The sequence below is a fragment of the Pseudomonas xanthosomatis genome (genome assembly GCF_019139835.1).
Classification (GTDB): domain Bacteria; phylum Pseudomonadota; class Gammaproteobacteria; order Pseudomonadales; family Pseudomonadaceae; genus Aquipseudomonas; species Aquipseudomonas fakonensis.
On sequence record NZ_CP077075.1, the window covers coordinates 1,235,523 to 1,260,449 of the forward strand.

Here is a 24,927-nt window from a genome sequence, read left to right on the forward strand (position 1 = left end):
AAGAAAAACCCCGGCCTGGGCCGGGGTTCGTCATCACTCGTCGAGGAAGGAGCGCAGGTGCTCGCTTCGCGTCGGGTGGCGCAGCTTGCGCAGCGCCTTGGCTTCGATCTGACGGATCCGCTCACGGGTCACGTCAAACTGCTTGCCGACTTCTTCGAGGGTGTGGTCGGTGTTCATGTCGATACCGAAACGCATGCGCAGCACCTTGGCTTCGCGTGCGGTCAGGCCCGAGAGCACGTCGCGGGTGGCTTCCTTGAGGCTTTCGACCGTGGCTACGTCGATCGGGGACTGCATGGTGGAGTCCTCGATGAAGTCGCCCAGGTGCGAATCTTCGTCGTCGCCGATCGGGGTTTCCATGGAGATCGGCTCTTTAGCGATCTTCAATACCTTGCGGATCTTGTCCTCAGGCATTTCCATGCGCTCACCCAGCTCTTCCGGGGTCGGTTCACGGCCCATTTCCTGCAGCATCTGGCGGGAAATACGGTTGAGCTTGTTGATCGTCTCGATCATGTGCACCGGAATACGGATGGTGCGTGCCTGGTCGGCGATCGAACGGGTGATCGCCTGGCGGATCCACCAGGTGGCGTAGGTCGAGAACTTGTAACCGCGACGGTATTCGAACTTGTCCACCGCCTTCATCAGGCCGATGTTGCCTTCCTGGATCAGGTCGAGGAACTGCAGACCACGGTTGGTGTACTTCTTCGCAATGGAAATCACCAGACGCAGGTTGGCCTCGACCATTTCCTTCTTGGCGCGACGGGCTTTCGCCTCGCCGATGGACATGCGACGGTTGACTTCCTTGATTTCGGCGACGGTCAGGCCGGTTTCGGTCTCAAGGTCGATCAGTTTCTGCTGACAGGCGACGATGGCGGCGTCTTTCTCACCCAGGGCGGCAGCCCACTTGGTGTTGCGCTTGGCCAGGTCACCGGACCAGGTCTGGTCGGTCTCGTTGCTCGGGAACAGACGCAGGAAGTCGGCACGCGGCATGCGCGCATCACGCACGCACAGCTGCATGATTGCACGCTCTTGCTGGCGCAGGCGGTTCAGGGCGTCGCGCACGCGCTCGACCAGTACGTCGAACTGCTTGGGCACCAGTTTGATCGGCATGAACAGGTCTGCCAGGGCCTGCAGGGCAGCGATGCTGTCCTTGGCGCTGCGACCGTTTTTCTTCACGACCTTGAGGGTGGCCTGGAGCTGATCGGCAACGGCGCCGAAACGCTGGGCTGCAACCACTGGGTCGGGACCGCTTTCGGTCTCTTCCTCGTCGTCGCTGCCTTCGCTTTCTTCTTCCTCGTCGTCCGACTCTTCCTTGGCTGCCGGGGCTTTGGCACCCGGCACCGGCACTTCTTCGGTCGGCGCGGCAATGTTGTCATCGGGGTCGATGTAGCCGCTCAGCACGTCGGACAGGCGGCCGCCTTCGGCGGTGACGCGGTCGTATTCGCCGAGGATGTAATCGACGGTGCCCGGGAAGTGGGCGATGGCGCCCATGACTTCACGGATGCCTTCCTCGATGCGCTTGGCGATTTCGATCTCGCCTTCGCGGGTCAGCAGCTCGACAGTACCCATTTCACGCATGTACATGCGCACCGGGTCGGTCGTGCGGCCGATATCGGTTTCGACTGCTGCCAACGCGGCAGCGGCTTCTTCGGCCGCCGCTTCGTCGGTGTCGGCTTCCGCCAACAGCAGGGCATCCGCATCCGGAGCACTCTCGAATACGTTGATCCCCATGTCGTTGATCATGCGGATGATGTCTTCCACCTGTTCCGGATCTGAAATATCCTCAGGCAGGTGGTCGTTGACCTCCGCGTAAGTCAGGTAGCCCTGCTCACGACCGCGGGTGATCAACTCTTTGATACGAGATTGCTGTTGCGCTTTTCCGGACATAACACCCTATCCACTGAAGGTCTTGGCGGGCAAAAAACAAGCCGAGGATTATACCCGAGCATGGGCCTCACGCGCCAGATGAGGTCGGCGTTTGTGCGGGAACATTCCGGCTCAGCAGGGCGAGGAGCTGGGTTTTTTCCTCGCTGGTCAATTCACTTTGACGTGATTTCCTGAGCAGTTGTTCCAGGCTGCGCTCGCGTTGGCGGGCGGACAAGCTAGTTATAGTGTCGAAAAACTGTTGTTCAAGGTTGTCGGCCACGATCAGCCATTCCTTTTCCGCCAGGGCCCGTAGCAAGCGGCCTTGCTCGGTGCCATGCCAGCGTGCAATCAGCTGCATTGAGCTTAGCTTAGGATTTTTCTGCGCGGCTTCGATCAGCGCCACCAGCAGCTGGCTGTACAGGTGCTCTTCGTCGGCGAAGTGGCTGGCATCCTCGACCTTGCCGGCCAGCAGCGGGTGGTGCAGCAGGGTGCGCAGCGCGGCCAATGCCGGTGGCTCGACAGGTGCCGGCACCCGTGGCGGCGCTTCGTCGCGCTGCTGCCAGGGCTTGCCGCCCTTGCGGTTCTTGTCCCAGGGCTTGTCGCTCCAAGGCTTCTTGCCACCGCCTTTGTTCGGTTTCCACTCCGGCTCCTGGTGCGCAGGGGCGTAGTCGTGCTGCGGCATGTCGCCGTAGTCCGGGGTGTAGCTGGCCATGGCGTCGTAGTCGTAGCCAGGGTCGTAGTCCGGCACGCTGCCGGGCGCCGGCGCCTGTTGCGCCAGTTGCTCGGCCTGCTGCGTGTCGAGGCCGGTGATTTCCTTCAGGCGGTTGCGCATCAGCTGGCGCAGGTTGGCGCCGGGGACCTTTTCGATCAGCGGTGCGGCCAGGGTCGCCATGTGCGCCTTGCCTTCCAGCGAGCGCGGGTCGGCTTCGGCGCTCAGTTGCTCGAAGAAGTAGTCGGCCAGCGGCTGGGCGTGCTGGTTGATGCGCGCGCGGAAGGCGTCGGTGCCCTCGGCACGCACCAGGCTATCGGGGTCTTCGCCTTCGGGCAGGAACAAAAAGCGCGCGCGGCGCCCGTCCTGCAGCGCCGACAGGGTCGACTCCAGGGCGCGCCAGGCGGCCTTGCGCCCGGCCTGGTCGCCGTCGAAGCAGAACAATACGCTGGGCACCACGCGGAACAGGCGCTTGAGGTGCTCTTCGCTGGTGGCGGTGCCGAGGGTGGCCACGGCATTGCGCAGCCCTTGCTGGGCCAGGGCGATGACGTCCATGTAGCCCTCGACGACGATGATCTCGTCGAGGTTGCGGTTGTGCTTGCGCGCTTCGTACAGCCCGTAAAGCTCCTGGCCCTTGTGGAATACCGGGGTTTCCGGGGAGTTCAGGTACTTGGGCTTGTCGTCGCCCAGTACCCGGCCGCCGAAGGCGATGATGCGCCCGCGGCTGTCGCGGATCGGGAACATCACCCGGTCACGGAAGCGGTCGTAGCGCTTGCCGCTCTCGGCGTTTTCGATCAGCAGGCCGGCGTCGATCATCACCTTTTGCTGCAGCGAGTCGGCACCCAGGTGCTTGAGCAGGTTGTCCCAGCCCGGCGGGGCGAAGCCCAGGCCGAAGTCGCGGGCGATCTCGCCAGACAAGCCCCGGCCCTTGAGGTAGTCCACTGCGGCCTTGCGCGTGGGGTGGCCGCGCAGGGCCTGGCGATAGAACTCGGATGCGGCTTCGAGCAGCGGGTACAGTGGCGAGTCGGTGGGCTGGCGCGGCTTGTGGTCACGTCGGCCCTGCTCGCGGGGCACTTCCATGCCCGCGGCGCGGGCCAGTTCCTCGACGGCCTGGGGGAAGTCCAGGTTGTCGTGGTCCATGACGAAGCCCAGGGCGTTGCCACCGGCGCCGCAACCGAAGCAGTAGTAGAACTGCTTGTCGGGGCTGACCGTGAAGGAGGGGGTCTTCTCCTTGTGGAACGGGCAGCAGGCGGAGTAGTTCTTGCCGGTCTTTTTCAGCTGGACGCGCGAACTCACCACATCGACGATATCGAGGCGGTTGATCAGGTCGTCAATGAAGCTCTGGGGAATCAGCCCGGCCATGGCAGCCTCGTCATCTGGCAACTGGCAAGTCTAAACGCTTGTGCGCGGGTATGGGTGCGGGGTGTTGCGGGAAGAGGTGTTGTGCTCGTCACAGCCGGTTAGGGCTCGTCAGAAAGGACGTGCACGACTGGTCAAAAACCAGTTCTGACGCGTTGCAGCAGGTTGCCCGTGGCTTTTGCCGGGGCACCCATGGCGCATGGCCAAGGGCTTGAAACGACCGCTGCCATCAGCCCGGCACGAGGCCGGGCGGGGCAGAAGCTTTGCGTAGAACGCCTGTATCAGTACAGACGAACGGCGCGGCGCTGTTCGCGCTGAACTTTCTTGGCGTGACGCTTAACAGCAGCAGCTGCTTTGCGCTTACGCTCTGCGGTCGGCTTCTCGTAAAACTCGCGGCTACGAACTTCAGCCAGTACACCGGCTTTTTCGCAGGAGCGCTTGAAACGACGCAGAGCTACGTCGAAGGGTTCGTTCTCTTTAACTTTGACGGCTGGCATCCAGGGCTACCTTAATTCATTACCGGGGTAGACGTGCTCCTGGCAAAACATAAGGTGTGCTGGAGAACGTCGGTTTTCAAGGGTTGCGGATGTTAACCCTTAGCTGGCCGGAATGCAAAGCCTCTGATCGAAAACCGCTGGTCGGCACTGGGTACGGGGACTATCATGCGCGGCTTCGAATTCAGCCTCTACAAGGCACGGACCCATGCTAGTACTGGGATTGGAAACATCCTGCGACGAAACTGGCGTCGCATTATACGACAGTGAACGCGGCCTGTTGGCCGACGCGCTGTTCAGCCAGATCGACCTGCACCGCGCCTTTGGCGGCGTGGTACCCGAGCTTGCCTCGCGCGATCACGTCAAGCGCATGCTGCCGCTGATCCGCCAGGTGCTGCAGGAGGCCGACTGCGTCGCCACCGACATCGACGCCATCGCCTACACCGCAGGCCCAGGCCTGGTGGGCGCGCTGCTGGTGGGCGCCTCCTGCGCCCAGGCGCTGGCGTTCGCCTGGGGCATACCGTCCATCGGCGTGCACCATATGGAAGGCCACCTGCTGGCGCCGATGCTCGAAGAGCAGCCGCCGGAATTTCCGTTCGTCGCCTTGTTGGTGTCGGGCGGCCATACGCAGCTGGTGAAGGTCGACGGCATCGGCCAGTACGAACTGCTGGGCGAAAGCCTGGACGACGCCGCTGGCGAGGCCTTCGACAAGACCGCCAAGCTGATCGGCCTGAACTACCCGGGCGGGCCGGAAATCGCCCGCCTGGCCGAGCAGGGTACGCCTGGGCGCTTTACCTTCCCGCGGCCGATGTGCGACCGCCCGGGCCTGCAGTTCAGTTTCAGCGGCCTGAAAACCTTCGCCCTGAACACCTGGCAGCAGTGCCGTGACGCCGGGGACGACAACGAGCAAACCCGTTGCGACGTGTCGCTGGCGTTCCAGCAGGCGGTGGTGGAGACTTTGACCTTCAAGTGCAAGCGCGCCCTCAAGCAGACTGGCCTCAAGCGCCTGGTCATTGCCGGTGGCGTGAGCGCCAACAAGGCCTTGCGCGAAGCACTGGAAGACATGCTGGCGAGCATCAAGGGCAACGTTTATTACGCCCGCCCGCGGTTTTGCACCGATAACGGCGCCATGATCGCCTACGCCGGTTGCCAGCGCCTGCTGGCCGGCCAGCAGCAGGACCTGGCAATCAGCGTGCAGGCGCGCTGGCCGATGGAGCAGCTGCCGCCGGTCTGAAACTTTGCCGGGCCGTGGCGGGCGCGCTAGAAATGCCGCTCGCGCCCGGCGAACAGGTCGCGCAGGTTGCTGCGGTGGCGCCACACGATCATCAGCGTCAGCACGGTCATCGGTAGTAGCGCCGAAGGTTCGCGCCAAGCCAGCAGGGGCAGTGTCAGCGGGGTGGCGATCAGCGCCGCGAGCGAGCTGGTGCGGGTGAGGCGGAAGGTCAGCAGCCAGGCGCCGATGGCCAGCAGCGCCGCCGGGAAGTACAGGGCCATGAGCATGCCGGCCGCAGTGGCCACGCCCTTGCCGCCCTGGAAGCGAAAGTACAGCGGCAGCAGGTGGCCGAGCACGGCGCAGACGCCGACCCAGGCTTGCTCCTGCAGGTCGAGCCCGGCCAGGCGAGCCAGCAGCACCGGCAGCATGCCCTTGCACAGATCGCCCAGCAGGGTGAGGATCGCCAGCTTGCGCCCTGCCAGGCGCAGCATGTTGGTGGCGCCGGCGTTGCCCGAACCGCTGGAGCGCGGGTCGGGGCTGCCGCTGAGGCGGCTCAGGACGATGGCGAAAGACACGGAGCCAAGCAGGTAGGCAAGCAGCGCCAGTGACCAAAACATGCTAACTATTCCGGGCGAGGACGCCCCGATTCTAACGGCGCCCGTCGCCCTTGTCGTGCTGTGGAGAGAAGTGCTTGGACAGAGTGTTCATCGAAGGCCTGGAAGTCGATACCGTCATCGGTGCCTATGACTGGGAGCGGGATATTCGCCAGTGCCTGCGCCTGGACCTGAATTTTGCCTGGGACAACCGCCCGGCCGCCGCCGGTGACGACCTGGCCCTGGCGCTGGACTACGCCAGCGTGACTGCGCGTATCCAGGCATTTGCCGAGCAGGCCCGCTTCGAACTGGTGGAGACCTTCGCCGAGCGCCTGGTGGCGGTGCTGATGGCCGAATTCAACATTCCCTGGGTGCGGCTGAAACTGACCAAGCCGGGCGCGGTACCGGCGGCGCGTGGCGGCGTGGGCGTGGAGATCGAGCGCGGATGCCTTTGAGTACGGTTTACCTCGGGCTTGGCAGCAATATCGACCGCGAACGGCACCTGTGCGCGGGGCTCGATGCGCTGGCGGCGATACTCACCGACATGCGCTGCTCGCCGGCGTTCGAGAGCCAGGCGGTGGGGATCAAGAGCGGGCCGTTCATCAATTTCGTGGTGACCGGCAAGACCGACCTGCCGCTGCTGGAGCTGGACCGCCGGCTCAAGTTCATCGAGGCCGACAATGGCCGCTACGCACCGGACCGCAAGGGCTTGCCGCTGGATATCGACGTGCTGATGTACGACGGGCTGCACGGCACCTTCGATGGTTTGGTGCTGCCACGGGCAGAGATTCTGAAGAACGCCTTCGTGCTGTGGCCGCTGGCGCTGCTGGCGCCGGACCTGCTGCACCCGGGGGCGGGCAAGCCCATGGCGCAGCTGTGGCACGAGGCGAGCATCGACCAGGTGCTGGCACCGGTGGCGTTCGAATGGCGGGGGTTGCAGCTGACTCAGGTGTGAGTCTGTGCCGGCCTATTCGCGGGCAAGCCCGCTCCCACAGGGGCGGTGCTGTTGCAGGCACAGGTTTAAATCTGAGCTGGCCTCATCGCCGGCAAGCCACCTGGAATCAACCTGCCGTGTAGGCCTCTAGCGCTTTCAGGCGCTCACCCTTTAGCGCTTCGCCCAAGCCCTGGCCGGTCAGCCCTTGTTCCACCAAGGGCTTCACATCCACCGCCCGTGCAGCCTCAGCCGCGCCGCGCAGGTACTGGCCCTGTGGATAGCCTGAGCCCAGCGCCGCCATTTCACAGGCGGCGATAAAATCCTCGAAACGCTGCGGGCGCCGGTACACATCGAACTTCTGCAGCATTTCCAGCAGGTCGGCTGGCGCCAGTGCCAGCGCATGGTCGGCACGCTCGGCGAACTCACCCACCAATACCGCCAACTCCTGGCATTCACGCGGGGCCTTGAAGCGCTGGTTGAGCGCCTTGATCGCCGCAGCCTCACGCCCACGCAGCAGGCACGCCCAACGCACCGGCAGCGTTTGCTGGCGCTGTGCGGCCTGGTGCAGCGCGGCCAGGCTATCGGTGCTTTGCGCAAGCTCCGGCATCAGTTCTTGCAGTGCGCCACAACTGCGCAGCACTTCTATGAACACCTGTGGCTCGCTTTCCATCAGCGCCCGCTCGATCTCCTTCCAGCTGCGTTCGGCGGTCAGTGCCTGCAATTCGCCCGATTCGGCGATCTGGCGCATCAGTGCCAGCGTTTCGTCGGCTACCTTGAAGCCCAGCGGCGCGTAGCGGGCAGCGAAGCGGGCAACGCGCAGCACGCGCAGGGGATCTTCGGCGAACGCCGGGGAAACATGGCGCAGAATGCGTTGATCGAGATCGTGCTTGCCGTGGTACGGGTCGTACAGCGTGCCCTGTTCGTCTTCGGCCATGGCGTTGATGGTCAGGTCACGACGAATCAGGTCTTCTTCGAGGGTGACATCAGGGCTTGCGTGGAAGGTGAAGCCGCCGTAGCCGCGGCCACTCTTGCGCTCGGTGCGGGCCAGGGCGTATTCCTCGCCGGTGTGCGGGTGCAGGAACACCGGAAAATCGGCACCCACCGGGCGATAACCTTCGGCCTGCATCTGTTCGACGGTGGCGCCGACCACCAGCCAGTCGACGTCGCTGACCGGGCGGCCGAGCAGGCGGTCGCGCACGGCGCCGCCAACCTTGTAGATCTGCATGTGAAACCTCCATTTCTGCCGACAGGATACCTTGTCGGCAGAAACGGGGCAGGCTTGCGCTAGAGGTGGTGCACCACGGCCAGGTCCATCCGCCCATACTCACTGGTGTCGCCGTGTTCGTTGCGCGGCGGCATGTGGTGGGTCTTCATCACCTGATCGCCCTGTACGGTCTCCAGGTGGATGTCGAAGCCCCACAGGCGGTGCAGGTGCTTGAGCACTTCGTCGGTGGAGTCGCCCAGCGGCTTGCGGTTGTGCTGCTGGTGGCGAAGGGTGAGGGAGCGGTCGCCGCGCCGGTCGACGCTCCAGATCTGCACGTTGGGCTCGCGGTTGCCCAGGTTGTACTGCGCGGCCAGCTGTTCGCGAATGGTGCGGTAGCCGTCTTCGTCGTGGATTGCCGGTACCAGCAGGTCATCGCGCTGGTCGTCGTCAAGGATGCTGAACAGCTTGAGGTCGCGGATCACCTTCGGGGAAAGGTACTGCAGAATGAAGCTCTCATCCTTGAAGCTGCTCATGGCGAACTTGATGGTCGACAGCCAGTCGCTGCCGGCAATGTCTGGGAACCAGCGGCGGTCTTCCTCGGTGGGGTTTTCGCACATGCGGCGGATGTCGGTGTACATGGCAAAGCCCAGGGCATAGGGGTTGATGCCGCTGTAGTACGGGCTGTCGAAGCCGGGCTGGAAGACCACGCTGGTGTGCGACTGCAAGAACTCCATCATGAAGCCTTCGGTGATCAGCCCCTCGTCGTACAGGTCGTTCATCAGGGTGTAGTGCCAGAAGGTCGCCCAACCTTCGTTCATTACTTGGGTTTGCCGCTGCGGGTAGAAGTACTGGGCGATCTTGCGCACGATGCGCACCACTTCGCGTTGCCAGGGTTCGAGCAGCGGGGCGTTCTTCTCGATGAAATAGAGGATGTTTTCCTGCGGTTCGGAAGGAAACCGCGCATCGTCGCGCTCCCCGCCTTTTTCGGCGCTCTTGGGGATGGTGCGCCACAGGTCGTTGATCTGGCGCTGCAGGTGCTCTTCACGGTCTTTCTGGCGCCGCCGTTCTTCTTCGGCGGAGATCGGATAGGGGCGCTTGTAGCGGTCGACGCCGTAGTTCATCAGCGCGTGGCAGGAGTCGATCAGGTCTTCCACGGCATCGATACCGTGGCGCTCTTCACACTGGGCGATGTACTGCTTGGCGAACACCAGGTAATCGATGATCGAGGTGGCGTCGGTCCAGGTGCGGAACAGGTAGTTGCCCTTGAAGAAACTGTTGTGGCCGTAGCAGGCGTGGGCGATCACCAGTGCCTGCATGCACATGGTGTTTTCTTCCATCAGGTAGGCGATGCAGGGGTCGGAGTTGATCACGATCTCGTAAGCCAGGCCCATCTGGCCGCGGCTGTAGGACTTTTCGGTGCTGAGGAACTGCTTGCCGTAAGACCAGTGGTGGTAGCCCAGCGGCATGCCCACCGAGGCGTAGGCGTCCATCATCTGCTCGGCGGTGATCACCTCGATCTGGTTGGGGTAGGTATCCAGTGCGTAGCGCGCGGCCAGGCGGCTGATTTCGCGGTCGTACGTCTGGATCAGCTCGAAGGTCCACTCCGAGCCGACTGAAATGGGCTGGCGTCTCTGTGCTCTGGCGGTCATGTGGCTAACCTGCGCTGGAAGAGTTCACGGAAGACCGGGTAGATGTCGCCGGCCGATACCAACTGTTGCTGGGCGAAGGTGTCGGGGAAGCTCTCGCCGATACGCTCGTATTCGTACCACAGCGCCTGATGCTCACGCGGCGTGATCTCGACGTAAGTGTAGTACTGCACGTGAGGCATGATCTGCTTGGACAGAATGTCGCGGCAGATCGGCGAATCGTCGTTCCAGTTGTCGCCGTCGGAGGCCTGGGCTGCGTAGATGTTCCAGTCGCTGGCCGGGTAGCGTTCGGCCATGATCTCCTGCATCAGCTTGAGCGCGCTGGAAACGATGGTGCCGCCGGTCTCGCGGGAGTAGAAGAACTCTTCCTCGTCCACTTCGCGTGCGCTGGTGTGGTGGCGGATGAACACCACTTCGATGCGGTCGTAGTTCCGTTTGAGGAACAGGTACAAGAGGATGAAGAAGCGCTTGGCGATATCCTTGGTGGCCTGGGTCATCGAGCCGGAAACATCCATCAGGCAGAACATCACGGCTTTCGAGCTGGGGTTGGGCTGCTTGACCAGCAGGTTGTACTTGAGGTCGAAGGTGTCGAGGAACGGCAGGCGGTTGATGCGTGCCTTCAGCCGCACGATCTCGGCTTCGGTCTCCTGAATGTCGGTGAAGTTGTCAGGTTCTTCGACCCGCAGGCGCTCAAGCTCCTTTTGCGCCTCGCGCAACAGTGCGCGGCTGCTGCCGGTCAGGGCGATACGCCGGGCATGGGCTGAACGCAGCGTGCGCACGATGTTGATGCGTGACGGGTTGCCTTCGTTGGCGATGCCGGCGCGCACGGTTTTGAAGGTGTCGGCGCCGGTGAGGTGGCGCTTGACCAGGTTCGGCAGCTCGAGGTCCTCGAACATGAATTCGAGGAACTCTTCCTGGGTGATCTGGAAGACGAACTCGTCCATGCCTTCGCCGGAGTTGCCGGCCTTGCCGCGCCCGCCGCCACCACCGCCACCCTGCGGGCGGGCGATGTGCTCTCCGGCGGTGAATTCCTTGTTGCCGGGATGAACCACGGTCTGCTTGCCGCCGCGGCCGTGGTGCAGCACCGGCTCGTCGATGTCGCGGCCAGGGATGCTGATCTGTTCGCCATGCTCCATGTCCATGATGGAGCGGCGGCTTACGGCTTCTTCGACGGCTTTCTTGATGTGCTCACGGTAGCGCCGCAAGAAGCGCTGGCGGTTGACCGTGCTCTTGTTCTTGCCGTTCAGGCGTCGGTCGATTACGTAGCTCATGGGCCCTCCGATAGCGGGTTACAGCTGCAAGCTTCAAGCTACGAGCTGCAAGCAAAAGCGCTGGCTGCCGCCACGGCTGCGGGGGCGCCTGCGCGCACCCGCCCGTGACGTTTCGCTTTTACTGCGATTTGCGGACCCGCAGGTACCATTCCGACAGCAGGCGTACCTGTTTGTCGGTGTAGCCGCGTTCGACCATCCGGGTGACGAAGTCGTTGTGCTTCTGTTGATCCTCCTTGCTGGCCTTGGCGTTGAAACTGATGACCGGCAGCAGGTCCTCGGTGTTGGAGAACATTTTCTTCTCGATCACCACCCGCAGCTTCTCGTAGCTGAGCCAGCTGGGGTTCTTGCCGTTGTTGTTGGCGCGGGCACGCAGCACGAAGTTGACGATCTCGTTGCGGAAGTCCTTCGGGTTGCTGATACCGGCCGGTTTCTCGATTTTTTCCAGCTCTTCGTTGAGGGCGATGCGGTTGAGGATTTCGCCGGTTTCCGGGTCGCGGTATTCCTGGTCCTGGATCCAGAAGTCGGCGTACAGCACGTAGCGGTCGAAGATGTTCTGGCCGTACTCGCTGTAGGATTCCAGGTATGCAGTCTGGATTTCTTTGCCGATGAACTCGATGTAGCGCGGGGCCAGGTACTCTTTCAGGTAGCGCAGGTAGCGCTCGCGCACCTCGGCCGGGAACTGCTCCTGCTCGATCTGCTGCTCCAGCACATACAGCAGGTGCACCGGGTTGGCGGCCACTTCATGGGGGTCGAAGTTGAACACCTTGGAGAGGATCTTGAAGGCGAAACGGGTCGACAGGCCGTTCATGCCCTCGTCTACGCCGGCGGAGTCGCGGTACTCCTGGATCGACTTGGCCTTGGGGTCGGTGTCCTTGAGGTTCTCGCCGTCATACACGCGCATTTTCGAATAGATGTTCGAGTTTTCCGGCTCCTTGAGCCGCGACAGCACGGTGAACTGGGCGAGCATCTTGAGGGTGTCGGGCGCGCAATGGGCCTTGGCCAGCGAGCTGTTGATCAGCAGCTTGTCGTAGATCTTGATCTCGTCGCTGACCCGCAGGCAGTACGGCACCTTGACGATGTAGATACGGTCGATGAAGGCTTCGTTGTTCTTGTTGTTGCGGAAGGTGTGCCACTCCGATTCGTTGGAGTGGGCCAGCAGGATGCCGGTATAGGGAATCGCCCCGAGGCCCTCGGTGCTGTTGTAGTTGCCTTCCTGTGTGGCGGTAAGCAACGGGTGCAGCACTTTGATGGGGGCCTTGAACATCTCGACGAATTCCATCAGGCCCTGGTTGGCCCGGCACAGCGCGCCCGAGTAGCTGTAGGCGTCGGCGTCGTTCTGCGGGAATTCCTCGAGCTTGCGGATATCCACCTTGCCCACCAGTGCCGAGATATCCTGGTTGTTCTCGTCACCGGGTTCGGTCTTGGCGATGGCAATCTGGTTGAGGATGGACGGGTAGAGCTTGACCACCCGGAACTTGCTGATGTCGCCGCCGAATTCCTGCAGGCGCTTGGTGGCCCAGGGCGACATGATGGTGTTGAGGTAGCGCCGCGAGATGCCGTATTCCTCTTCGAGGATCGCCCCGTCTTCGGTGGCGTTGAACAGGCCCAAGGGCGATTCGAATACCGGTGAGCCCTTGATGGCGTAGAAGGGCACCTTTTCCATCAGCTGCTTGAGTTTTTCGGCCAACGACGACTTGCCGCCGCCTACCGGGCCCAGCAGATAAAGGATTTGTTTCTTCTCTTCCAGGCCTTGGGCGGCGTGGCGGAAGTAGGAGACGATCTGGTCGATGCACTCTTCCATGCCATGGAAGTCGGCAAAGGCCGGATAGCGGCGAATCACCTTGTTGGAGAAGATCCGCGACAGCCTGGAGTTGCTTGAGGTGTCGATCAGTTCCGGCTCACCGATGGCCAGCAACAGCCGTTCAGCCGCCGATGCGTAGGCACTGCGATCCTCTTTGCACAGCTCGAGGTACTCCTGCAGCGAGAGTTCTTCCTGGCGCGTGGACTCGAAGCGTTGTTGGAAGTGGCTAAAAATACTCATGACGTCACCTCGCTCGATACGTGGAGACGACGCCGGATCAGTCAGCTGATGCTGGCATGCAATCGGCAAACCGACTGCTGTGTACCCCCCAGAACACCCTGAAACGCTACCGATGACCCGCACGCCGGTGTACCGGCTCTCCCCTTTTTTGGATGGCCTGTGCTTAAGAGTAGTTGGTTCTGGGCAAGGTCAAGGGCGGGGAGCCAAGAAGACGCCTGCGACCGTTCGTCAGGTCAGGCGCGAGCCCGCAGGGAATGCGGGCTGCAGTAAAAATGAAAAAATTACTCGGCGCTGCCCTGGGCGGTTTCGCCCGGGTAGGTGGCGCGCCACAGCTCGAAGCCGCCGTCCACGCTGTAGACGTCGGAGAAGCCCTGGCCGGCCAGGTAGGCGGCGGCGCTCTGGCTGGAATTGCCGTGGTAGCAGACCACCAGCGTCGGGGCATCGAGGTCGGCGTTGCGGATGAAATCGGCCACCGAGTGGTTGTCCAGATGCCGGGCACCGGTGATGTGGCCGGCGGCGAAAGCCTGCGAGTCGCGGATGTCGACCACGACGGCGCCTTGAGCGCGCAGGGCCAGGGCCTGTTCAGGGGGGATGCGCTTGAATTCGCTCATGGGGTGGTTCCTTCAGAACTGATCGAGGGGGCAGCCGGCGGGCGCGGGGTGCCTTCGCGGGTGCAGTCACAGCGGTGGTATTCGCCGCTGTCGACGTTGTACAGGGTCATGGCGCCGCCCCACACGCAGCCGGTGTCGAGGGCGATCACGCCGGGTACGTCAACGCGGCCTTCAAGGGCAGCCCAGTGGCCGAAGATGATCTTCACGTGGCGTGAGCGGCGCTCGGGGTGGTCGAACCAGGGTTTGTAGCCTTTCGGTGCGCTGTCCAGGCCCTCTTTGCTCTTGAGGTCGAGCTTGCCGGTGGCGGTGCAGAAGCGCATGCGGGTGAAGTAGTTGGTGATCACCCGCAGGCGCTCGATGCCGGCGAGGTCCTTGCTCCACTTGTTCGGCTCGTTGCCGTACATGCCATCGAGGTAAGGCTGCAGGCGGTTGTCGTCGCGCAGCACCTGCTCGACCTCAGCCGCCAGCTCCAGGGCCCGGCCCAGGGTCCACTGCGGCGGGATGCCGGCGTGGGCCATGGCGATGCCGCGGGCTTCGTCGTAGTGCAGCAGCTTTTGATGGCGCAGCCAGTCGAACAGGCGGTCGGCGTCGGGGGCTTCGATGATCTCGCGCAGGGTGTCGCTTTTTTTCAGGCGCTCGACGTTGTGCCAGGCGGCCAGCAGGTGCAGGTCGTGGTTGCCCAGCACGCAGACCAGCGCGTGGCGGATCGAATACAGGTAGCGCAGGGTTTCCAGTGACTCGGGGCCACGGTTGACCAGATCGCCCACCAGCCACAGGCGGTCGACGGCCGGGTCGAAGCGCACGCGTTCGAGCAGGCATTTGAGCGGCTGCAGGCAGCCCTGCAGGTCACCGACCGCGTAAGTGGCCATCAGTGCAGCGCCCCGGGTACAGCAAGGCGGAACGGGGCGACCTTCGCGTCGAAGCGTTTGCCGTCTTCGGCGAACATCTGGTAGCTGCCCTGCATGGTGCCGACCCGGGTGCCGATCACTGCGCCGCTGCTGTAGGTGTGGCTTTGGCCAGGCTCGATCAGCGGTTGCTGGCCGATCACCCCGGCGCCGCGCACTTCTTCGACCTCGCCGTCACCGTTGGTGATCAGCCAGTGGCGGGACATCAGCTTGGCGGTGACCGTGCCGTTGTTCTGCACGGTGATGGTGTACGCGAAGGCGAAACGATTGCTTTCGGGGTCGGATTGGTCTTTGAGGTAGCGGGTCACGACGCTGACGTCGATCTGGTAGCGGGGGTCGGACATGCAAGGGCCTTGGGGAACTTACGCAATAACGCAGTCTAGGCCATTGGGAGGGGGGAGGGCCAGCGGTGTAGGGGGAGGGTGATGAGTGTTGTCAGTTTGCCGGCCTCTTCGCGGGCAAGCCCGCTCCTACAGGGATTGCATGAGTTTCTGTAGGAGCTGGCTTGCCGGCGATGGCTTTTACTGCTGCTGTTCGGCCAGCTTGTCGGCCAGGCGCACGAATGCGGCCAGGTCGAGCTGCTCGGGGCGCAGGCTGCCGTCGACGCCGGCGGCTTCGATGGCCTGGCTGTCGAGCACGCCCTTGAGCGTGTTGCGCAGCGTCTTGCGGCGCTGGTTGAAAGCTTCGCGGACCACGTGCTCCAGCAGTTTCGGGTTTTTCGCCGGGTGCGGCAGCACTTCGTGGGGCACCAGGCGCACGATGGCCGAGTCGACCTTCGGTGGCGGGTTGAAGGCACCAGGCCCGACGTTGAACAGGTGCTCCACACGGCAGTGGTACTGCACCATGATCGACAGCCGTCCCCAGTCGCCGCCGCCCGGGCCTGCGGCCATGCGCTCGACCACTTCCTTTTGCAGCATGAAGTGCATGTCGCGGATCAGGTGGGCGTGATCGAGCAGGTGGAAGATCAGCGGCGTGGAGATATTGTAGGGCAGGTTGCCGACCACCTTGAGGCTGCGCTCAGGCACGCCCAGCTGGTTGAAGTCGAACTTCAGGGCATCGCCCTGGTGCAGGCGGAAGTTGTCACGGCCGGCGAACTTGTGTTGCAGGATCGGCACCAGGTCCTTGTCCAGCTCCACCACGTCCAGCTGTGCGCCGCTGCCCAGCAGGCCCTCGGTCAGGGCGCCCTGGCCCGGGCCGATTTCCAGCAGGTGTTCGCCGGCCTTGGCGTTGATCGCCCGCAGAATGCGGTCGATGATCCCTGCATCGTGCAGGAAGTTCTGGCCGAAGCGCTTGCGCGCCCGGTGTTGGTATTGCTCGTTCATGGTCGGTTCTCGGCCATCTGGTAGGCGGTGTTCAGGGCGACGCGCAGGCTGCCGGTGTCGACCTTGCCGCTGCCGGCCAGGTCCAGGGCGGTGCCGTGGTCGACCGAGGTGCGGATGATCGGCAGGCCCAGCGTCACGTTGACCGCAGCGCCGAAGCCTTTGTACTTGAGTACCGGCAGGCCCTGGTCGTGGTACATCGCCAGCACCGCGTCGCAGTGCTCCAGATATTTGGGGGTAAACAGGGTATCGGCCGGCAGCGGGCCGCGCAGGTCCATGCCTTCGGCGCGCAGACGCTCAAGCGCAGGCTCGATGATGTCGATTTCTTCGCGGCCCAGGTGGCCGCCTTCTCCGGCGTGGGGGTTGAGCCCGCAGACCAGGATGCGTGGGTTGGCGATACCGAACTTGTCGCGCATGTCTGCGTGCAGGATGCGGGTGACCCGTTCCAGGCGCTCAGGGGTGATGGCGTCGGCGATATCACGCAGGGGCAGGTGGGTGGTGACCAGGGCCACGCGCAGGCCATGGGTGGCCAGCATCATTACCACCTGCTGGGTGTGGGTGAGGTCGGCGAGGAATTCGGTATGCCCGGAGAAGGCGATACCGCTCTCGTTGATCACGCCCTTGTGCACCGGCGCTGTGATCATCCCGGCGAAATCGCCGTTCAGGCAGCCGTTGCCGGCGCGAGTGAGGGTCTCGAGGACGAACGCGGCGTTGGCGTTGTCCAGCTGACCGGCGGTTACCGGTTTGGCCAGTGCTGTGTCCCACACGTACAAGCTGCCCGCAGGCGCAGGCTGGTCGGGGAACTGGCCGGGGGCAACCGGCAGCAGGCTGACGGCCAGCCCCAGCTGCGTGGCCCGCTCGGCGAGCAGGTCACGGCTGGTGATGGCGATCAGGGGGTGGGGCTGGGCCTCGGCGGCGAGCAGCAGGCACAGGTCGGGGCCTATGCCGGCCGGTTCGCCGGGAGTAACGGCGAAGCGCAGGGGCTTCACTGGGCGGCCTGGTCAGCGCCAGGCAGCTTGATTTCAACGTAGGCTTCGTCGCGGATCTGGCGCAGCCAGGTCTGCAGCTCTTCGTCGTACTTGCGGTTGCGCAACACGCCCATGGCCTGCTGCTCACGGGCCTGCTCGGTGCTGTCGGTGGCGCGGCGGCCCAGTACTTCCAGTACGTGCCAGCCGTATTGGGTCTGGAACGGCTTGGTCACGACGCCTTGCTGGGCATTGGCCATCTGCTCGCGGAACTCCGGCACCAGGCTGTTCGGGTCGACCCAGTTGAGGTCGCCACCGTTGAGTGCCGAGCCCGGGTCTTCCGAGAAGCTCTTCGCAAGTTCTGCGAAGTCTTCGCCGTTCTCGATACGCTCGTAGATACGCTCGGCCAATTGCTTGGTGGCGGCTTCGTTGCGGATCTCGCTTGGCTTGATCAGGATGTGGCGCACATGCACTTCGTCACGCAGCACGCTTTCGCTGCCACCACGCTTCTCTTCCAGCTTGAGGATGATGAAGCCGTTGGGGATGCGGATTGGCTGGGTGATGTCGCCGATGGCCATGCTGCTGAGCATCTTGGCGAAGTCAGGTGGCAGCTGGCCGGCCTTGCGCCAGCCCATCTCGCCGCCTTCCAGGGCGTTTTCACTGGCCGAGTTGGCGATTGCCAGCTGGCCGAAGTCGGCACCCTGGCGCAGTTGCTGGTAGACGTCACCGACCTTGCGCGCAGCTTTCTGGATGTCTTCGGAGTTGGCAGCTTCCGGGGTGGGGATGAGGATGTTGGCGAGGCGGTACTCTTCCGACATCTGCATCTTGCCCAAGTCCGAGTTGAGGAAGTTCTTCACTTCCTGCTCGGACACCTGGATGCGCTCGGCCACGCGGCGCTGACGCACGCGGCTGATGATCATCTCGCGCTTGACCTGCTCGCGGGCGTCGTCGAACGACAGCCCGTCGTGGGCCAGTGCGGCGCGGAACTGCTCCAGCGACATGCCGTTGCGCTGGGCAATGGTGCTGATGGCCTGGTTCAACTCTTCGTCGGTGATGCGAATGCCGGAGCGCTCGCCGATCTGCAACTGCAGGTTCTCGACGATCAGGCGCTCCAGCACCTGTTGTTCCAGGGCGCCGGAGGGCGGCACACCACCACCGCGCTTGGCGATGGTCTGCTGCACTTCGCGCACGCGCTGGTCCAACTGGCTTTGCATGACCACGTCGTTGTCGACGATGGCCACCACGCGGTCAAGGGGTTGCGGGGCGGCATGCACCGCGCCGCTCAGCATTACAGCGCCCAGCAACACCGGGCGCAGTCGATCAATAAGCTTGGTCTTCACGTGTACGATAACCTTGAATGCCTTGGTCCAGGAACGACTCGACCTTGTTGCCCATGACGCCGCCGAGGCCCTTGAGCACGATTTGCAGGAAGACGCCATGGTCGCCCTTCTCGTTTGCCGGGGTGGCCTGGCTGAAGTCGTCGTAGTCGACCCAGTAACGGTTGATCAGACGCAGTTTCCAGCAGCAGCTGTCGTACTCGAAGCCACCGAAGGCTTCCAGGGTGCGGTTGCGGTTGTAGTCGTGCTGCCAGCGCGCGATGGCGTTCCACTGGGGAACGATCGGCCAGATGACCGAGAAGTCATGCTGCTGGATCTTGTAGTAATCCTTGATGTAGTTCGCATCACCCGGGGTGCCGTAGTCGCCGCCACCCACTTTCCACGTACCGGTAACCGAGTCGTAGTTGATGGTGTCGTTGCGGTAGCGGTAGCCGAGGTTGACGATCTTGTTCGGATTGTCCTCAGGCTGGTAGTGGAACATTGCACTGGCCGAACGGGTGCTGCTGCTGTCCTGGTCCCAGTTGAAGTCCGAGTTGAAGCGCCAGTCGCGGTTGAAGGCGTATTCGTACTCCAGTGCATAAGGTGACGCGCTGGACTGGCTGTCCCTGCGGGTGCGGTAGTCGATGCCCGGCAGCTGGACCTTGCGGTCTTCGAAGTAGTAGGCCTGGCCGATGCTGAAACGCTGACGCTGGAAGCCGTCGGGCTCGATCCAGCGGCTGGTCACGCCCAGCGACAGCTTGTTCTCGTCACCGATGCGGTCGGTCCCGGAGAAGCGGTTGTCGCGGAACAGCGAGCTGTAGTTGAACAAGGTCTCGCTGGTGTCGAACAGCGGGATGTCCGACTGGTCCTTGTTCGGGACGTAGAGGTAGAACAGGCGCGGTTCGAGGGTCTGGCGGTAGTCCTTGCCGAACAGCTGGGTGTTGCGATCGAAGTACAGGCCGCTGTCGACGCTGAAGATCGGGATGTCGCGGTTGATCGAGCTGCTGTAGCTGCCGTAGCCAGGTTGCGACGCGAGGGCCGCCGCCTGTGCCCGACCTTGGCTGTCCAGGTCGAGGTTGTAGTTGGTGTAGACGTACTTGAGCTTCGGCGTGATATAGCCGTAGCTGGCTTCCATCGGCAGACTGATGGCAGGTGCCAGGTTCAGGCGCGTGCCGTTGGCCCGGGCGATGCCGGCGATGTTCTGGTCAAGGCGGCGGCCGTCGAGACCGGCTGTGGTGTCCAGCTCGCCGTCCTCGTTGAATACCGGGCCGTGCTTGAGGTCACGTTCGAAGCGCACGGCTTCGGTTTCGTAGCTCAGGTCGAAGCCGCTTGGATGGAACGGCAGCATGCCGTTCAAGGTGACCTGAGGCAGGCGATCGTACGGCGTGATCTGCGACAGCGTGGCCATTTCATAGGCATGCGCGTTCAGGCGGGCGGTGTAGGTGTCGCCACGGTAGGTCAGCGCGCCTTGCTGGTCGACCACATCCTTGCTCTGAACGCCGATCTGGTCGGACTCCAGGTCCTGGAAGTAGAACGGGTCGCTGATGTCGGTGTAGTTCACCTCGGTCATCAGGCGCTCGTCCAGGCCGCCTTTGTGCTGCCAGTTGATCATCCAGCGATCTTTCTGGTAGTCGGTCTGGTCCTTGCGGTCGTCGTTCTCGTCGTTGAGGAACGCACCGCCGAACTGGCCTTCGCTGGACTTGGTCAGGTAGCGGAACTCACCTTCCATCAGCAGGCCGCGCTTGCTCATGTAGCGCGGGTACAACGTGGCGTCGTAGTTAGGCGCCAGGTTGAAGTAGTAGGGCGTGACCAGCGTGAAGCCGGAGTCGCCGCCGGTGCTGAACGACGGCGGCAGGAAACCGGACTGGCGACGGTCGTCGATCGGGAAGTAGATATACGGTGTGTACAGCACCGGAATATCCTTGACCCGCAGGGTGACGTTGGTCGCGGTACCGAAACCGGTGGCCGGGTTCAGGGTGATGTTGTTGCCCTTGAGCTGCCATGCGTTGCTGCCCGGCTCACAGGTGGTATAGGTACCGTCCTTGAGGCGGATGATGGCGTTCTCGGCGCGCTTGGCGTACAGCGCGTTGCCGCGGATGTGCGACTTGTGCATCACGTATTCGGCGTTGTCGACCCGGGCTTCGCCGGTGTCGAGCTGGATCTGCGCTTCGTCGCCGACTACCAGGGTGCCGTTGTCGCGGATCTTGACGTTGCCCTTGAGCTCGCCGCGGTTTTCGGTCTGGTACAGGTTGGCCTCGTCGGCTTCGGCCTGCATGCTGCCCTGGCGCATGACCACGTTACCGGCGAGCGTGGCAATTTGCTGCTCCTGCTGGTACTTGGACACCTTGGCGTTGATGTAGGTCGGCGACTCGTCCTTGGGCGTGGAGTCGTTCATGCCCGGGCGGACAGGCTCGATGTAGGCGCCACCGCAGTACGGGCCGGTTTCGGCCAGTTGCGCAGGGGTGAGCTTGTCACGCGGGACCCAGTCGAGGTGGCTGTAGTCTTCGCTGCGCGACTTCAGGCCACGGCCCTTGCTCTCGGTGACCTGCACAGGCTTGTCGGCCTGGGCTTCGGCGACCTCGCCACCGGCTACCGGCGCATCGGCGCTGGCAGCGGCTGCACCTGGGTGCACCGGGCGTGGCGGCAGGTTGTTGGTGGTCTTGGGCTTGCAGTCCCAGCCACCGGCGGCGGACACTTGGCAGTCGAACTGCTCGGCTGCCATCACATACGACGAGGCCAGAGGCTGCAATGCCAGCAGACTGCCAGTCACCAGCAACGGAAACTTTCTACGAAACGCGGGGGATTTCAATGCCATCTTATTAGTCCGGGCTTCCTGCGTGCCATCTGCCCGCGTGTGGGGGCCGCACGCCTCTCGATGGTCTGAAAAAGATGCTGGATAATAAAGCATGACCCGCTTGACGGCTAGGGCCGTCGGAGACCCTTGTAATGCCCGACCACGATGTACGCCTGCAACAACTGAGCGCCTGGCTGGACCAGCAGCTGGCCAACCTGTTCCGCAACAACGGCTGGGGTGACGTGCCCGAGGGCACGCTTGCCGCGGCCAGCAGCGATGCCAGTTTCCGCCGTTACTTCCGCTGGGAGGGCGCCGGCCACAGCTTCGTGATCATGGATGCACCGCCACCGCAGGAAAACTGCGCCCCGTTCGTCGCCATCGACCATTTGCTGGCCAGTGCCGCTGTGCATGTGCCGCAGGTGCTCGCCCAGGACCTTGAACGAGGCTTTCTGCTGCTGGGTGACCTGGGTCGCCAGACGTATCTGGACATCATTACTGCCGACAACGCCGACAGCCTGTTCGCCGATGCCATAGAGGCGTTGCTGAAGCTTCAGCGCCTGCCGATGGACGCTGTGCTGCCCAGCTATGACGATGCCCTGCTGCGCCGCGAAGTCGAGCTGTTCCCGCAGTGGTACGTGGGCCGCGAGCTGGGCCTGCAACTCAACGACACGCAAAAAGCAACCTGGCAACGAGTCAGCCAGTTGCTGATCGACAGCGCCCTGGCCCAGCCCAAAGTGCTGGTGCACCGCGACTACATGCCGCGCAACCTGATGCAGAGCACACCCAACCCCGGCGTGCTGGACTTCCAGGATGCGGTCTATGGCCCGGTGACCTACGACATCACCTGCCTGTTCAAGGACGCCTTCGTCAGTTGGCCGCAGGCGCGGGTCGAGGGCTGGCTGCGTGACTATTGGCACAAGGCACAGGCTGCCGGCATCCCGGTGCAGGCCGACTTCGAGGCCTTCCAGCGTGCCAGCGACCTGATGGGCGTGCAGCGCCACCTGAAAGTGATCGGCATTTTCGCCCGTATTTGCCACCGCGACGGCAAGCCGCGCTACCTGGCCGATGTGCCGCGGTTCTTCTCTTATATAGAAGAAGTGATCAGCCGCCGGCCGGAGCTGGCCGAGCTGGGCCAGCTGATTGCCGAACTGCAGGCCGGGGCGCGCCGATGAAGGCGATGATTCTGGCGGCAGGCAAGGGCGAGCGCATGCGCCCGCTTACCCTGCATACCCCCAAGCCGCTGGTGCAAGCCGCCGGCAAACCACTGATCGAGTACCACCTGGAGGCGCTGGCCCGGGCCGGTTTCACCGAGGTGGTGATCAACCATGCCTGGCTGGGCGAGCAGATCGAGGCCCACCTGGGCGATGGTCAGCGCTTCGGCCTGAGCATCCGCTACTCGCCGGAGGGCGAGCCGTTGGAAACCGGCGGCGGCATCTTCAAGGCGCTGGCGCTGCTGGGGGATGAGCCGTTCCTGCTGGTCAACGGCGACATCTGGACCGACTACGACTTTGCCGGGCTGCGTGCACCACTGGGCGGCCTGGCGCACCTGGTGCTGGTGGACAACCCCGGGCACCACGGCTGGGGCGACTTCCGCCTGCTGGACGGGCAGGTGGTGGACGGTGACGACGCCCCTGGCACCCTGACCTTCAGCGGCATTTCGGTACTGCACCCGGCGTTGTTCGAAGGCTGCCAGCCTGGTGCCTTCAAGCTGGCGCCGTTGCTGCGCCGGGCCATGGTCGAAGGCCGGGTGAGCGGCGAGCGCCACAGCGGCCTGTGGGTCGATGTCGGCACCCTCGAGCGGCTGGCGGATGTCGAACGCCTGATTGCCGGGCGCGCCTGATATGTGGTGGCCGAGCACATTGATTGGTGCCGGGGCCGGGTTTGTCGTGGCCAGCATCCCCGGGGCTTTGCTCGGGGCGCTGCTGGGCCAGGCCATGGATCGGCGCCTGCGCCTGCAGGGGTGGGATGATATGCGCGAGCGCCTGGGCGGGCGCCCGGCGCTGCGTGACGATGAGTTGCTGTTCGTGCTGCTGGGGCGCCTGGCCAAGAGCGATGGCCGGGTGCTGGACGGGCATATCCAGCAGGCGCGCCAGGAGATGACCCGCCTTGACCTGACTGAGCCGGCGCGCCTGCGGGCGATTGCCGCCTTCAACCGTGGCAAGGCAGGCAAGGACCGGCTCAAAGCCCACCTGCGGCGGATCCGCCTGCAGCCGCATGCCGCCGAGGGCACCTTGCGCGCCTGCTGGCGCATGGTCTGGGCCGACGGCAAGGCCGGGCGCCATGAACGTGACTTGTTGATGGGCTGGGGCGAGCTGCTGGGGCTGAGCCGCAACCAGGTGCACGCGTTGTCGCTGGAGTATGAGCCGCGCAAGGCGGCGGTCCAGGGCAGCATGACCTATGCCGCTGCGCTGCGCTTGCTGGGGGTGGAGCCGGATACTGCGGGCGACCAGGTCAAGCAGGCTTATCGCCGGCTGGTCAGCCGCCATCACCCTGACAAACTGGTGGGCAACGGCGCCAGCGAGGCGCAGGTGCGTGAGGCCACCGAGCTGACCCGCGACCTGCACCAGGCCTATGCCATGATCCGCAAGCGCCGGGGTTTCTGAAATGCTAGAACCCTGCGCGCTACCTGTAGGAGCCGGCAAGCCGGCTCTTACAGGGTTCAGTGCAGGCCTTGGGTTCAGGTGGGCTTTACTCTTCCTGCGGTGACAACCAGCCACGCACCCGGCGCAGCAACTGCTCTTGTTCGGCAGCCTTGTTGCCCGGCATGGCGATCAGCGACAGCTGGCGGTACTGGTTGTCCTTCTGCCGTTTGCTGGCTTGCAGGCGTTCTTGCGCTGCCAGGCGGTCCTGGGTGCGGGTGGCGTAATAGATGTCGGCAGCCGGCACTTTCAGGGTCGGGGTCAGGCTCAGCAGGTCATGCTCGACCCGGGCCGGGGTTTGCGCGGCCACCATCACCAGCTTTTGCACTTGCGGTGGCTGCTTCTCGCTGAGGTAGCGCGCCGCCCAGTAGGCACCGCTGCCATTGCCCAGCAGCACGATGCTGCGCGCTTTTTGCTGCTGGGCGTAGGCCACGGCGGCATCCAGTCGGGCGAAGATGCGCTCGGCGTCGCTCTCGTCGTTGTGTTCGTCGGCCTCCACCGCGTCGGTGCTTTCGGCAGTGTCGGCCTCGGGGGCGGTGGCCTGGGCGACGTTGGCGTTGGCATCTGCCGGGGTATCCTTGGCCGGGGCCGATTCACCCTTGGGTGCTGCAGGCTCCGCTGCGGGCTTGGCTTCTACCCGCGCCTGGGGGCGTTCGGCCAGCAAGTCCGGCAGGCTGACGCTCAGGGTGTGCCAGCCGACATCGGGGAAGCCGCGGCGCAGCGGCCCGACGGTGTTCGGCCAGTCGGCGTTCTCGCCGGCACCCGGCACAATGATGATCGCGCCCTTGGGGTCGCTGTCGTTGGCCGGTTTCCACAGCGCCAGAAAGCTTTCGCCATCGGCCTGCAGCATTTGCTGTTCGGCCTTGGGCACCCGGCGCTCCAGCGCCAAGGCATCGTCGGCACTGCGTTCGGCCAGCGGCGCACGCGGGGCCGGGGCGGCGGCTTCGGGCGCGGGCTCGGTTTTTTCTGCGTCGGCTGCCTGGGCGGCCAGCGGCAGGAGCGAGGCGAGGCAGATCATTGCCAGCTTCGTGCGATAAAGTGTGAACATGGA

The 24,927-nt window shown here is 63.9% G+C and carries 22 protein-coding genes; 6 read left to right on the forward strand and 16 right to left on the reverse strand.

The features are described 5' to 3' along the window. Positions 1-33: 33 nt before the first annotated feature. The 3 genes from rpoD to rpsU all read right to left on the reverse strand — a co-directional run bounded on the left by rpoD (position 34) and on the right by rpsU (position 4,428). A complete protein-coding gene (gene rpoD, locus KSS93_RS05355; RefSeq protein ID WP_217887462.1) occupies positions 34-1,884 on the reverse strand; it encodes an RNA polymerase sigma factor RpoD in 1,851 nt (616 codons plus the stop codon). 67 nt (positions 1,885-1,951) lie between these two features. Continuing rightward, entirely contained in the window at positions 1,952-3,934 is a 1,983-nt protein-coding gene (gene dnaG / locus KSS93_RS05360) for a DNA primase (protein WP_217887463.1), read from the reverse strand. A 278-nt stretch (positions 3,935-4,212) separates the two neighbouring features. Further along, on the reverse strand, positions 4,213-4,428 hold the full coding sequence (gene rpsU / locus KSS93_RS05365; protein ID WP_003255575.1) for a 30S ribosomal protein S21: 216 nt from the start codon (positions 4,426-4,428) through the stop codon (positions 4,213-4,215). A 205-nt stretch (positions 4,429-4,633) separates the two neighbouring features. Between rpsU and tsaD the strand changes: the two genes are divergently transcribed. Next, positions 4,634-5,659: a tRNA (adenosine(37)-N6)-threonylcarbamoyltransferase complex transferase subunit TsaD gene (tsaD, locus tag KSS93_RS05370; RefSeq protein ID WP_217887464.1), complete on the forward strand. Its 1,026-nt coding sequence runs from the start codon at positions 4,634-4,636 to the stop codon at positions 5,657-5,659. A gap of 26 nt (positions 5,660-5,685) precedes the next feature. Here tsaD and plsY read toward each other — a convergent pair whose 3' ends face one another. Further along, on the reverse strand, positions 5,686-6,255 hold the full coding sequence (gene plsY / locus KSS93_RS05375) for a glycerol-3-phosphate 1-O-acyltransferase PlsY (protein ID WP_217887465.1): 570 nt from the start codon (positions 6,253-6,255) through the stop codon (positions 5,686-5,688). A 74-nt stretch (positions 6,256-6,329) separates the two neighbouring features. On the opposite strand from plsY, the gene folB reads away from it, so the two are divergent. Both folB and folK read left to right on the forward strand, forming a co-directional pair. Continuing rightward, positions 6,330-6,686, forward strand: coding sequence for a dihydroneopterin aldolase (gene folB / locus KSS93_RS05380; protein WP_217887466.1), 357 nt, complete (start codon positions 6,330-6,332; stop codon positions 6,684-6,686). Then, positions 6,677-7,186, forward strand: coding sequence for a 2-amino-4-hydroxy-6-hydroxymethyldihydropteridine diphosphokinase (folK, locus tag KSS93_RS05385; protein ID WP_217887467.1), 510 nt, complete (start codon positions 6,677-6,679; stop codon positions 7,184-7,186). Before folB ends, folK begins: the two co-directional genes overlap by 10 nt. 106 nt (positions 7,187-7,292) lie before the next feature. On the opposite strand, the gene KSS93_RS05390 is transcribed toward folK, so the two are convergent. The 11 genes from KSS93_RS05390 to KSS93_RS05440 all read right to left on the reverse strand — a co-directional run bounded on the left by KSS93_RS05390 (position 7,293) and on the right by KSS93_RS05440 (position 21,258). Beyond that, positions 7,293-8,390: a tRNA nucleotidyltransferase/poly(A) polymerase-related protein gene (locus KSS93_RS05390; RefSeq protein WP_217887468.1), complete on the reverse strand. Its 1,098-nt coding sequence runs from the start codon at positions 8,388-8,390 to the stop codon at positions 7,293-7,295. Positions 8,391-8,449: 59 nt separating this feature from the next. Beyond that, positions 8,450-10,018 (reverse strand): SpoVR family protein, encoded by a 1,569-nt coding sequence (locus tag KSS93_RS05395; RefSeq protein WP_217887469.1) that lies wholly within the window; start codon positions 10,016-10,018, stop codon positions 8,450-8,452. Next, a complete protein-coding gene (locus KSS93_RS05400) occupies positions 10,015-11,286 on the reverse strand; it encodes a YeaH/YhbH family protein (RefSeq protein WP_217841489.1) in 1,272 nt (423 codons plus the stop codon). Before KSS93_RS05400 ends, KSS93_RS05395 begins: the two co-directional genes overlap by 4 nt. Positions 11,287-11,404: 118 nt before the next feature. Beyond that, on the reverse strand, positions 11,405-13,327 hold the full coding sequence (locus KSS93_RS05405) for a PrkA family serine protein kinase (protein ID WP_217841490.1): 1,923 nt from the start codon (positions 13,325-13,327) through the stop codon (positions 11,405-11,407). Positions 13,328-13,608: 281 nt separating this feature from the next. Beyond that, on the reverse strand, positions 13,609-13,938 hold the full coding sequence (gene glpE / locus KSS93_RS05410; RefSeq protein ID WP_217887470.1) for a thiosulfate sulfurtransferase GlpE: 330 nt from the start codon (positions 13,936-13,938) through the stop codon (positions 13,609-13,611). Further along, positions 13,935-14,807 (reverse strand): symmetrical bis(5'-nucleosyl)-tetraphosphatase, encoded by an 873-nt coding sequence (locus tag KSS93_RS05415; RefSeq protein ID WP_217887471.1) that lies wholly within the window; start codon positions 14,805-14,807, stop codon positions 13,935-13,937. The genes glpE and KSS93_RS05415 overlap by 4 nt, the downstream gene beginning before the upstream one ends. Further along, positions 14,807-15,187, reverse strand: coding sequence for a Co2+/Mg2+ efflux facilitator ApaG/CorD (gene apaG, locus KSS93_RS05420; RefSeq protein ID WP_217887472.1), 381 nt, complete (start codon positions 15,185-15,187; stop codon positions 14,807-14,809). Before apaG ends, KSS93_RS05415 begins: the two co-directional genes overlap by 1 nt. Positions 15,188-15,364: 177 nt before the next feature. Further along, positions 15,365-16,165 carry a 16S rRNA (adenine(1518)-N(6)/adenine(1519)-N(6))-dimethyltransferase RsmA gene (rsmA, locus tag KSS93_RS05425; protein WP_217887473.1) on the reverse strand — a complete coding sequence of 267 codons (801 nt, stop codon included), beginning with the start codon at positions 16,163-16,165 and terminating at the stop codon, positions 15,365-15,367. Continuing rightward, positions 16,162-17,151 (reverse strand): 4-hydroxythreonine-4-phosphate dehydrogenase PdxA, encoded by a 990-nt coding sequence (gene pdxA, locus KSS93_RS05430; protein WP_217887474.1) that lies wholly within the window; start codon positions 17,149-17,151, stop codon positions 16,162-16,164. Before pdxA ends, rsmA begins: the two co-directional genes overlap by 4 nt. Next, the gene (surA, locus tag KSS93_RS05435; protein ID WP_217887475.1) at positions 17,148-18,467 is read right to left on the reverse strand and encodes a peptidylprolyl isomerase SurA; all 1,320 of its coding nucleotides are present in this window, start codon (positions 18,465-18,467) and stop codon (positions 17,148-17,150) included. The genes pdxA and surA overlap by 4 nt, the downstream gene beginning before the upstream one ends. After that, a complete protein-coding gene (locus KSS93_RS05440; protein ID WP_217887476.1) occupies positions 18,448-21,258 on the reverse strand; it encodes an LPS-assembly protein LptD in 2,811 nt (936 codons plus the stop codon). The genes surA and KSS93_RS05440 overlap by 20 nt, the downstream gene beginning before the upstream one ends. A gap of 131 nt (positions 21,259-21,389) precedes the next feature. Here KSS93_RS05440 and KSS93_RS05445 point away from each other — a divergent pair, with 131 nt between their 5' ends. From KSS93_RS05445 to KSS93_RS05455, 3 genes are read left to right on the forward strand one after another with little or no spacing between them, the layout of a single operon-like run. After that, on the forward strand, positions 21,390-22,409 hold the full coding sequence (locus KSS93_RS05445; RefSeq protein ID WP_217887477.1) for an aminoglycoside phosphotransferase family protein: 1,020 nt from the start codon (positions 21,390-21,392) through the stop codon (positions 22,407-22,409). After that, positions 22,406-23,077, forward strand: a complete 672-nt coding sequence (murU, locus tag KSS93_RS05450) for an N-acetylmuramate alpha-1-phosphate uridylyltransferase MurU (protein ID WP_217887478.1) — start codon at positions 22,406-22,408, stop codon at positions 23,075-23,077. The genes KSS93_RS05445 and murU overlap by 4 nt, the downstream gene beginning before the upstream one ends. 1 nt (position 23,078) lies before the next feature. Continuing rightward, on the forward strand, positions 23,079-23,840 hold the full coding sequence (locus tag KSS93_RS05455; RefSeq protein WP_217887479.1) for a TerB family tellurite resistance protein: 762 nt from the start codon (positions 23,079-23,081) through the stop codon (positions 23,838-23,840). Positions 23,841-23,925: 85 nt separating this feature from the next. Here the strand turns inward: KSS93_RS05455 and KSS93_RS05460 are convergent, their stop codons facing one another. Then, positions 23,926-24,924: an alpha/beta hydrolase family protein gene (locus KSS93_RS05460; protein WP_217887480.1), complete on the reverse strand. Its 999-nt coding sequence runs from the start codon at positions 24,922-24,924 to the stop codon at positions 23,926-23,928. Positions 24,925-24,927: the final 3 nt, after the last annotated feature.

Excerpts from the sequence above, each read along its gene's own strand:
- rpoD (WP_217887462.1), bottom strand. The coding sequence starts at position 1,884 with ATGTCCGGAAAAGCGCAACAGCAATCTCGTATCAAAGAGTTGATCACC.
- dnaG (WP_217887463.1), bottom strand. The coding sequence starts at position 3,934 with ATGGCCGGGCTGATTCCCCAGAGCTTCATTGACGACCTGATCAACCGC.
- rpsU (WP_003255575.1), bottom strand. The coding sequence starts at position 4,428 with ATGCCAGCCGTCAAAGTTAAAGAGAACGAACCCTTCGACGTAGCTCTG.
- tsaD (WP_217887464.1), top strand. The coding sequence starts at position 4,634 with ATGCTAGTACTGGGATTGGAAACATCCTGCGACGAAACTGGCGTCGCA.
- plsY (WP_217887465.1), bottom strand. The coding sequence starts at position 6,255 with ATGTTTTGGTCACTGGCGCTGCTTGCCTACCTGCTTGGCTCCGTGTCT.
- folK (WP_217887467.1), top strand. The coding sequence starts at position 6,677 with ATGCCTTTGAGTACGGTTTACCTCGGGCTTGGCAGCAATATCGACCGC.
- KSS93_RS05390 (WP_217887468.1), bottom strand. The coding sequence starts at position 8,390 with ATGCAGATCTACAAGGTTGGCGGCGCCGTGCGCGACCGCCTGCTCGGC.
- KSS93_RS05395 (WP_217887469.1), bottom strand. The coding sequence starts at position 10,018 with ATGACCGCCAGAGCACAGAGACGCCAGCCCATTTCAGTCGGCTCGGAG.
- KSS93_RS05400 (WP_217841489.1), bottom strand. The coding sequence starts at position 11,286 with ATGAGCTACGTAATCGACCGACGCCTGAACGGCAAGAACAAGAGCACG.
- KSS93_RS05405 (WP_217841490.1), bottom strand. The coding sequence starts at position 13,327 with ATGAGTATTTTTAGCCACTTCCAACAACGCTTCGAGTCCACGCGCCAG.
- glpE (WP_217887470.1), bottom strand. The coding sequence starts at position 13,938 with ATGAGCGAATTCAAGCGCATCCCCCCTGAACAGGCCCTGGCCCTGCGC.
- KSS93_RS05415 (WP_217887471.1), bottom strand. The coding sequence starts at position 14,807 with ATGGCCACTTACGCGGTCGGTGACCTGCAGGGCTGCCTGCAGCCGCTC.
- apaG (WP_217887472.1), bottom strand. The coding sequence starts at position 15,187 with ATGTCCGACCCCCGCTACCAGATCGACGTCAGCGTCGTGACCCGCTAC.
- rsmA (WP_217887473.1), bottom strand. The coding sequence starts at position 16,165 with ATGAACGAGCAATACCAACACCGGGCGCGCAAGCGCTTCGGCCAGAAC.
- KSS93_RS05440 (WP_217887476.1), bottom strand. The coding sequence starts at position 21,258 with ATGGCATTGAAATCCCCCGCGTTTCGTAGAAAGTTTCCGTTGCTGGTG.
- KSS93_RS05445 (WP_217887477.1), top strand. The coding sequence starts at position 21,390 with ATGCCCGACCACGATGTACGCCTGCAACAACTGAGCGCCTGGCTGGAC.
- murU (WP_217887478.1), top strand. The coding sequence starts at position 22,406 with ATGAAGGCGATGATTCTGGCGGCAGGCAAGGGCGAGCGCATGCGCCCG.
- KSS93_RS05455 (WP_217887479.1), top strand. The coding sequence starts at position 23,079 with ATGTGGTGGCCGAGCACATTGATTGGTGCCGGGGCCGGGTTTGTCGTG.
- KSS93_RS05460 (WP_217887480.1), bottom strand. The coding sequence starts at position 24,924 with ATGTTCACACTTTATCGCACGAAGCTGGCAATGATCTGCCTCGCCTCG.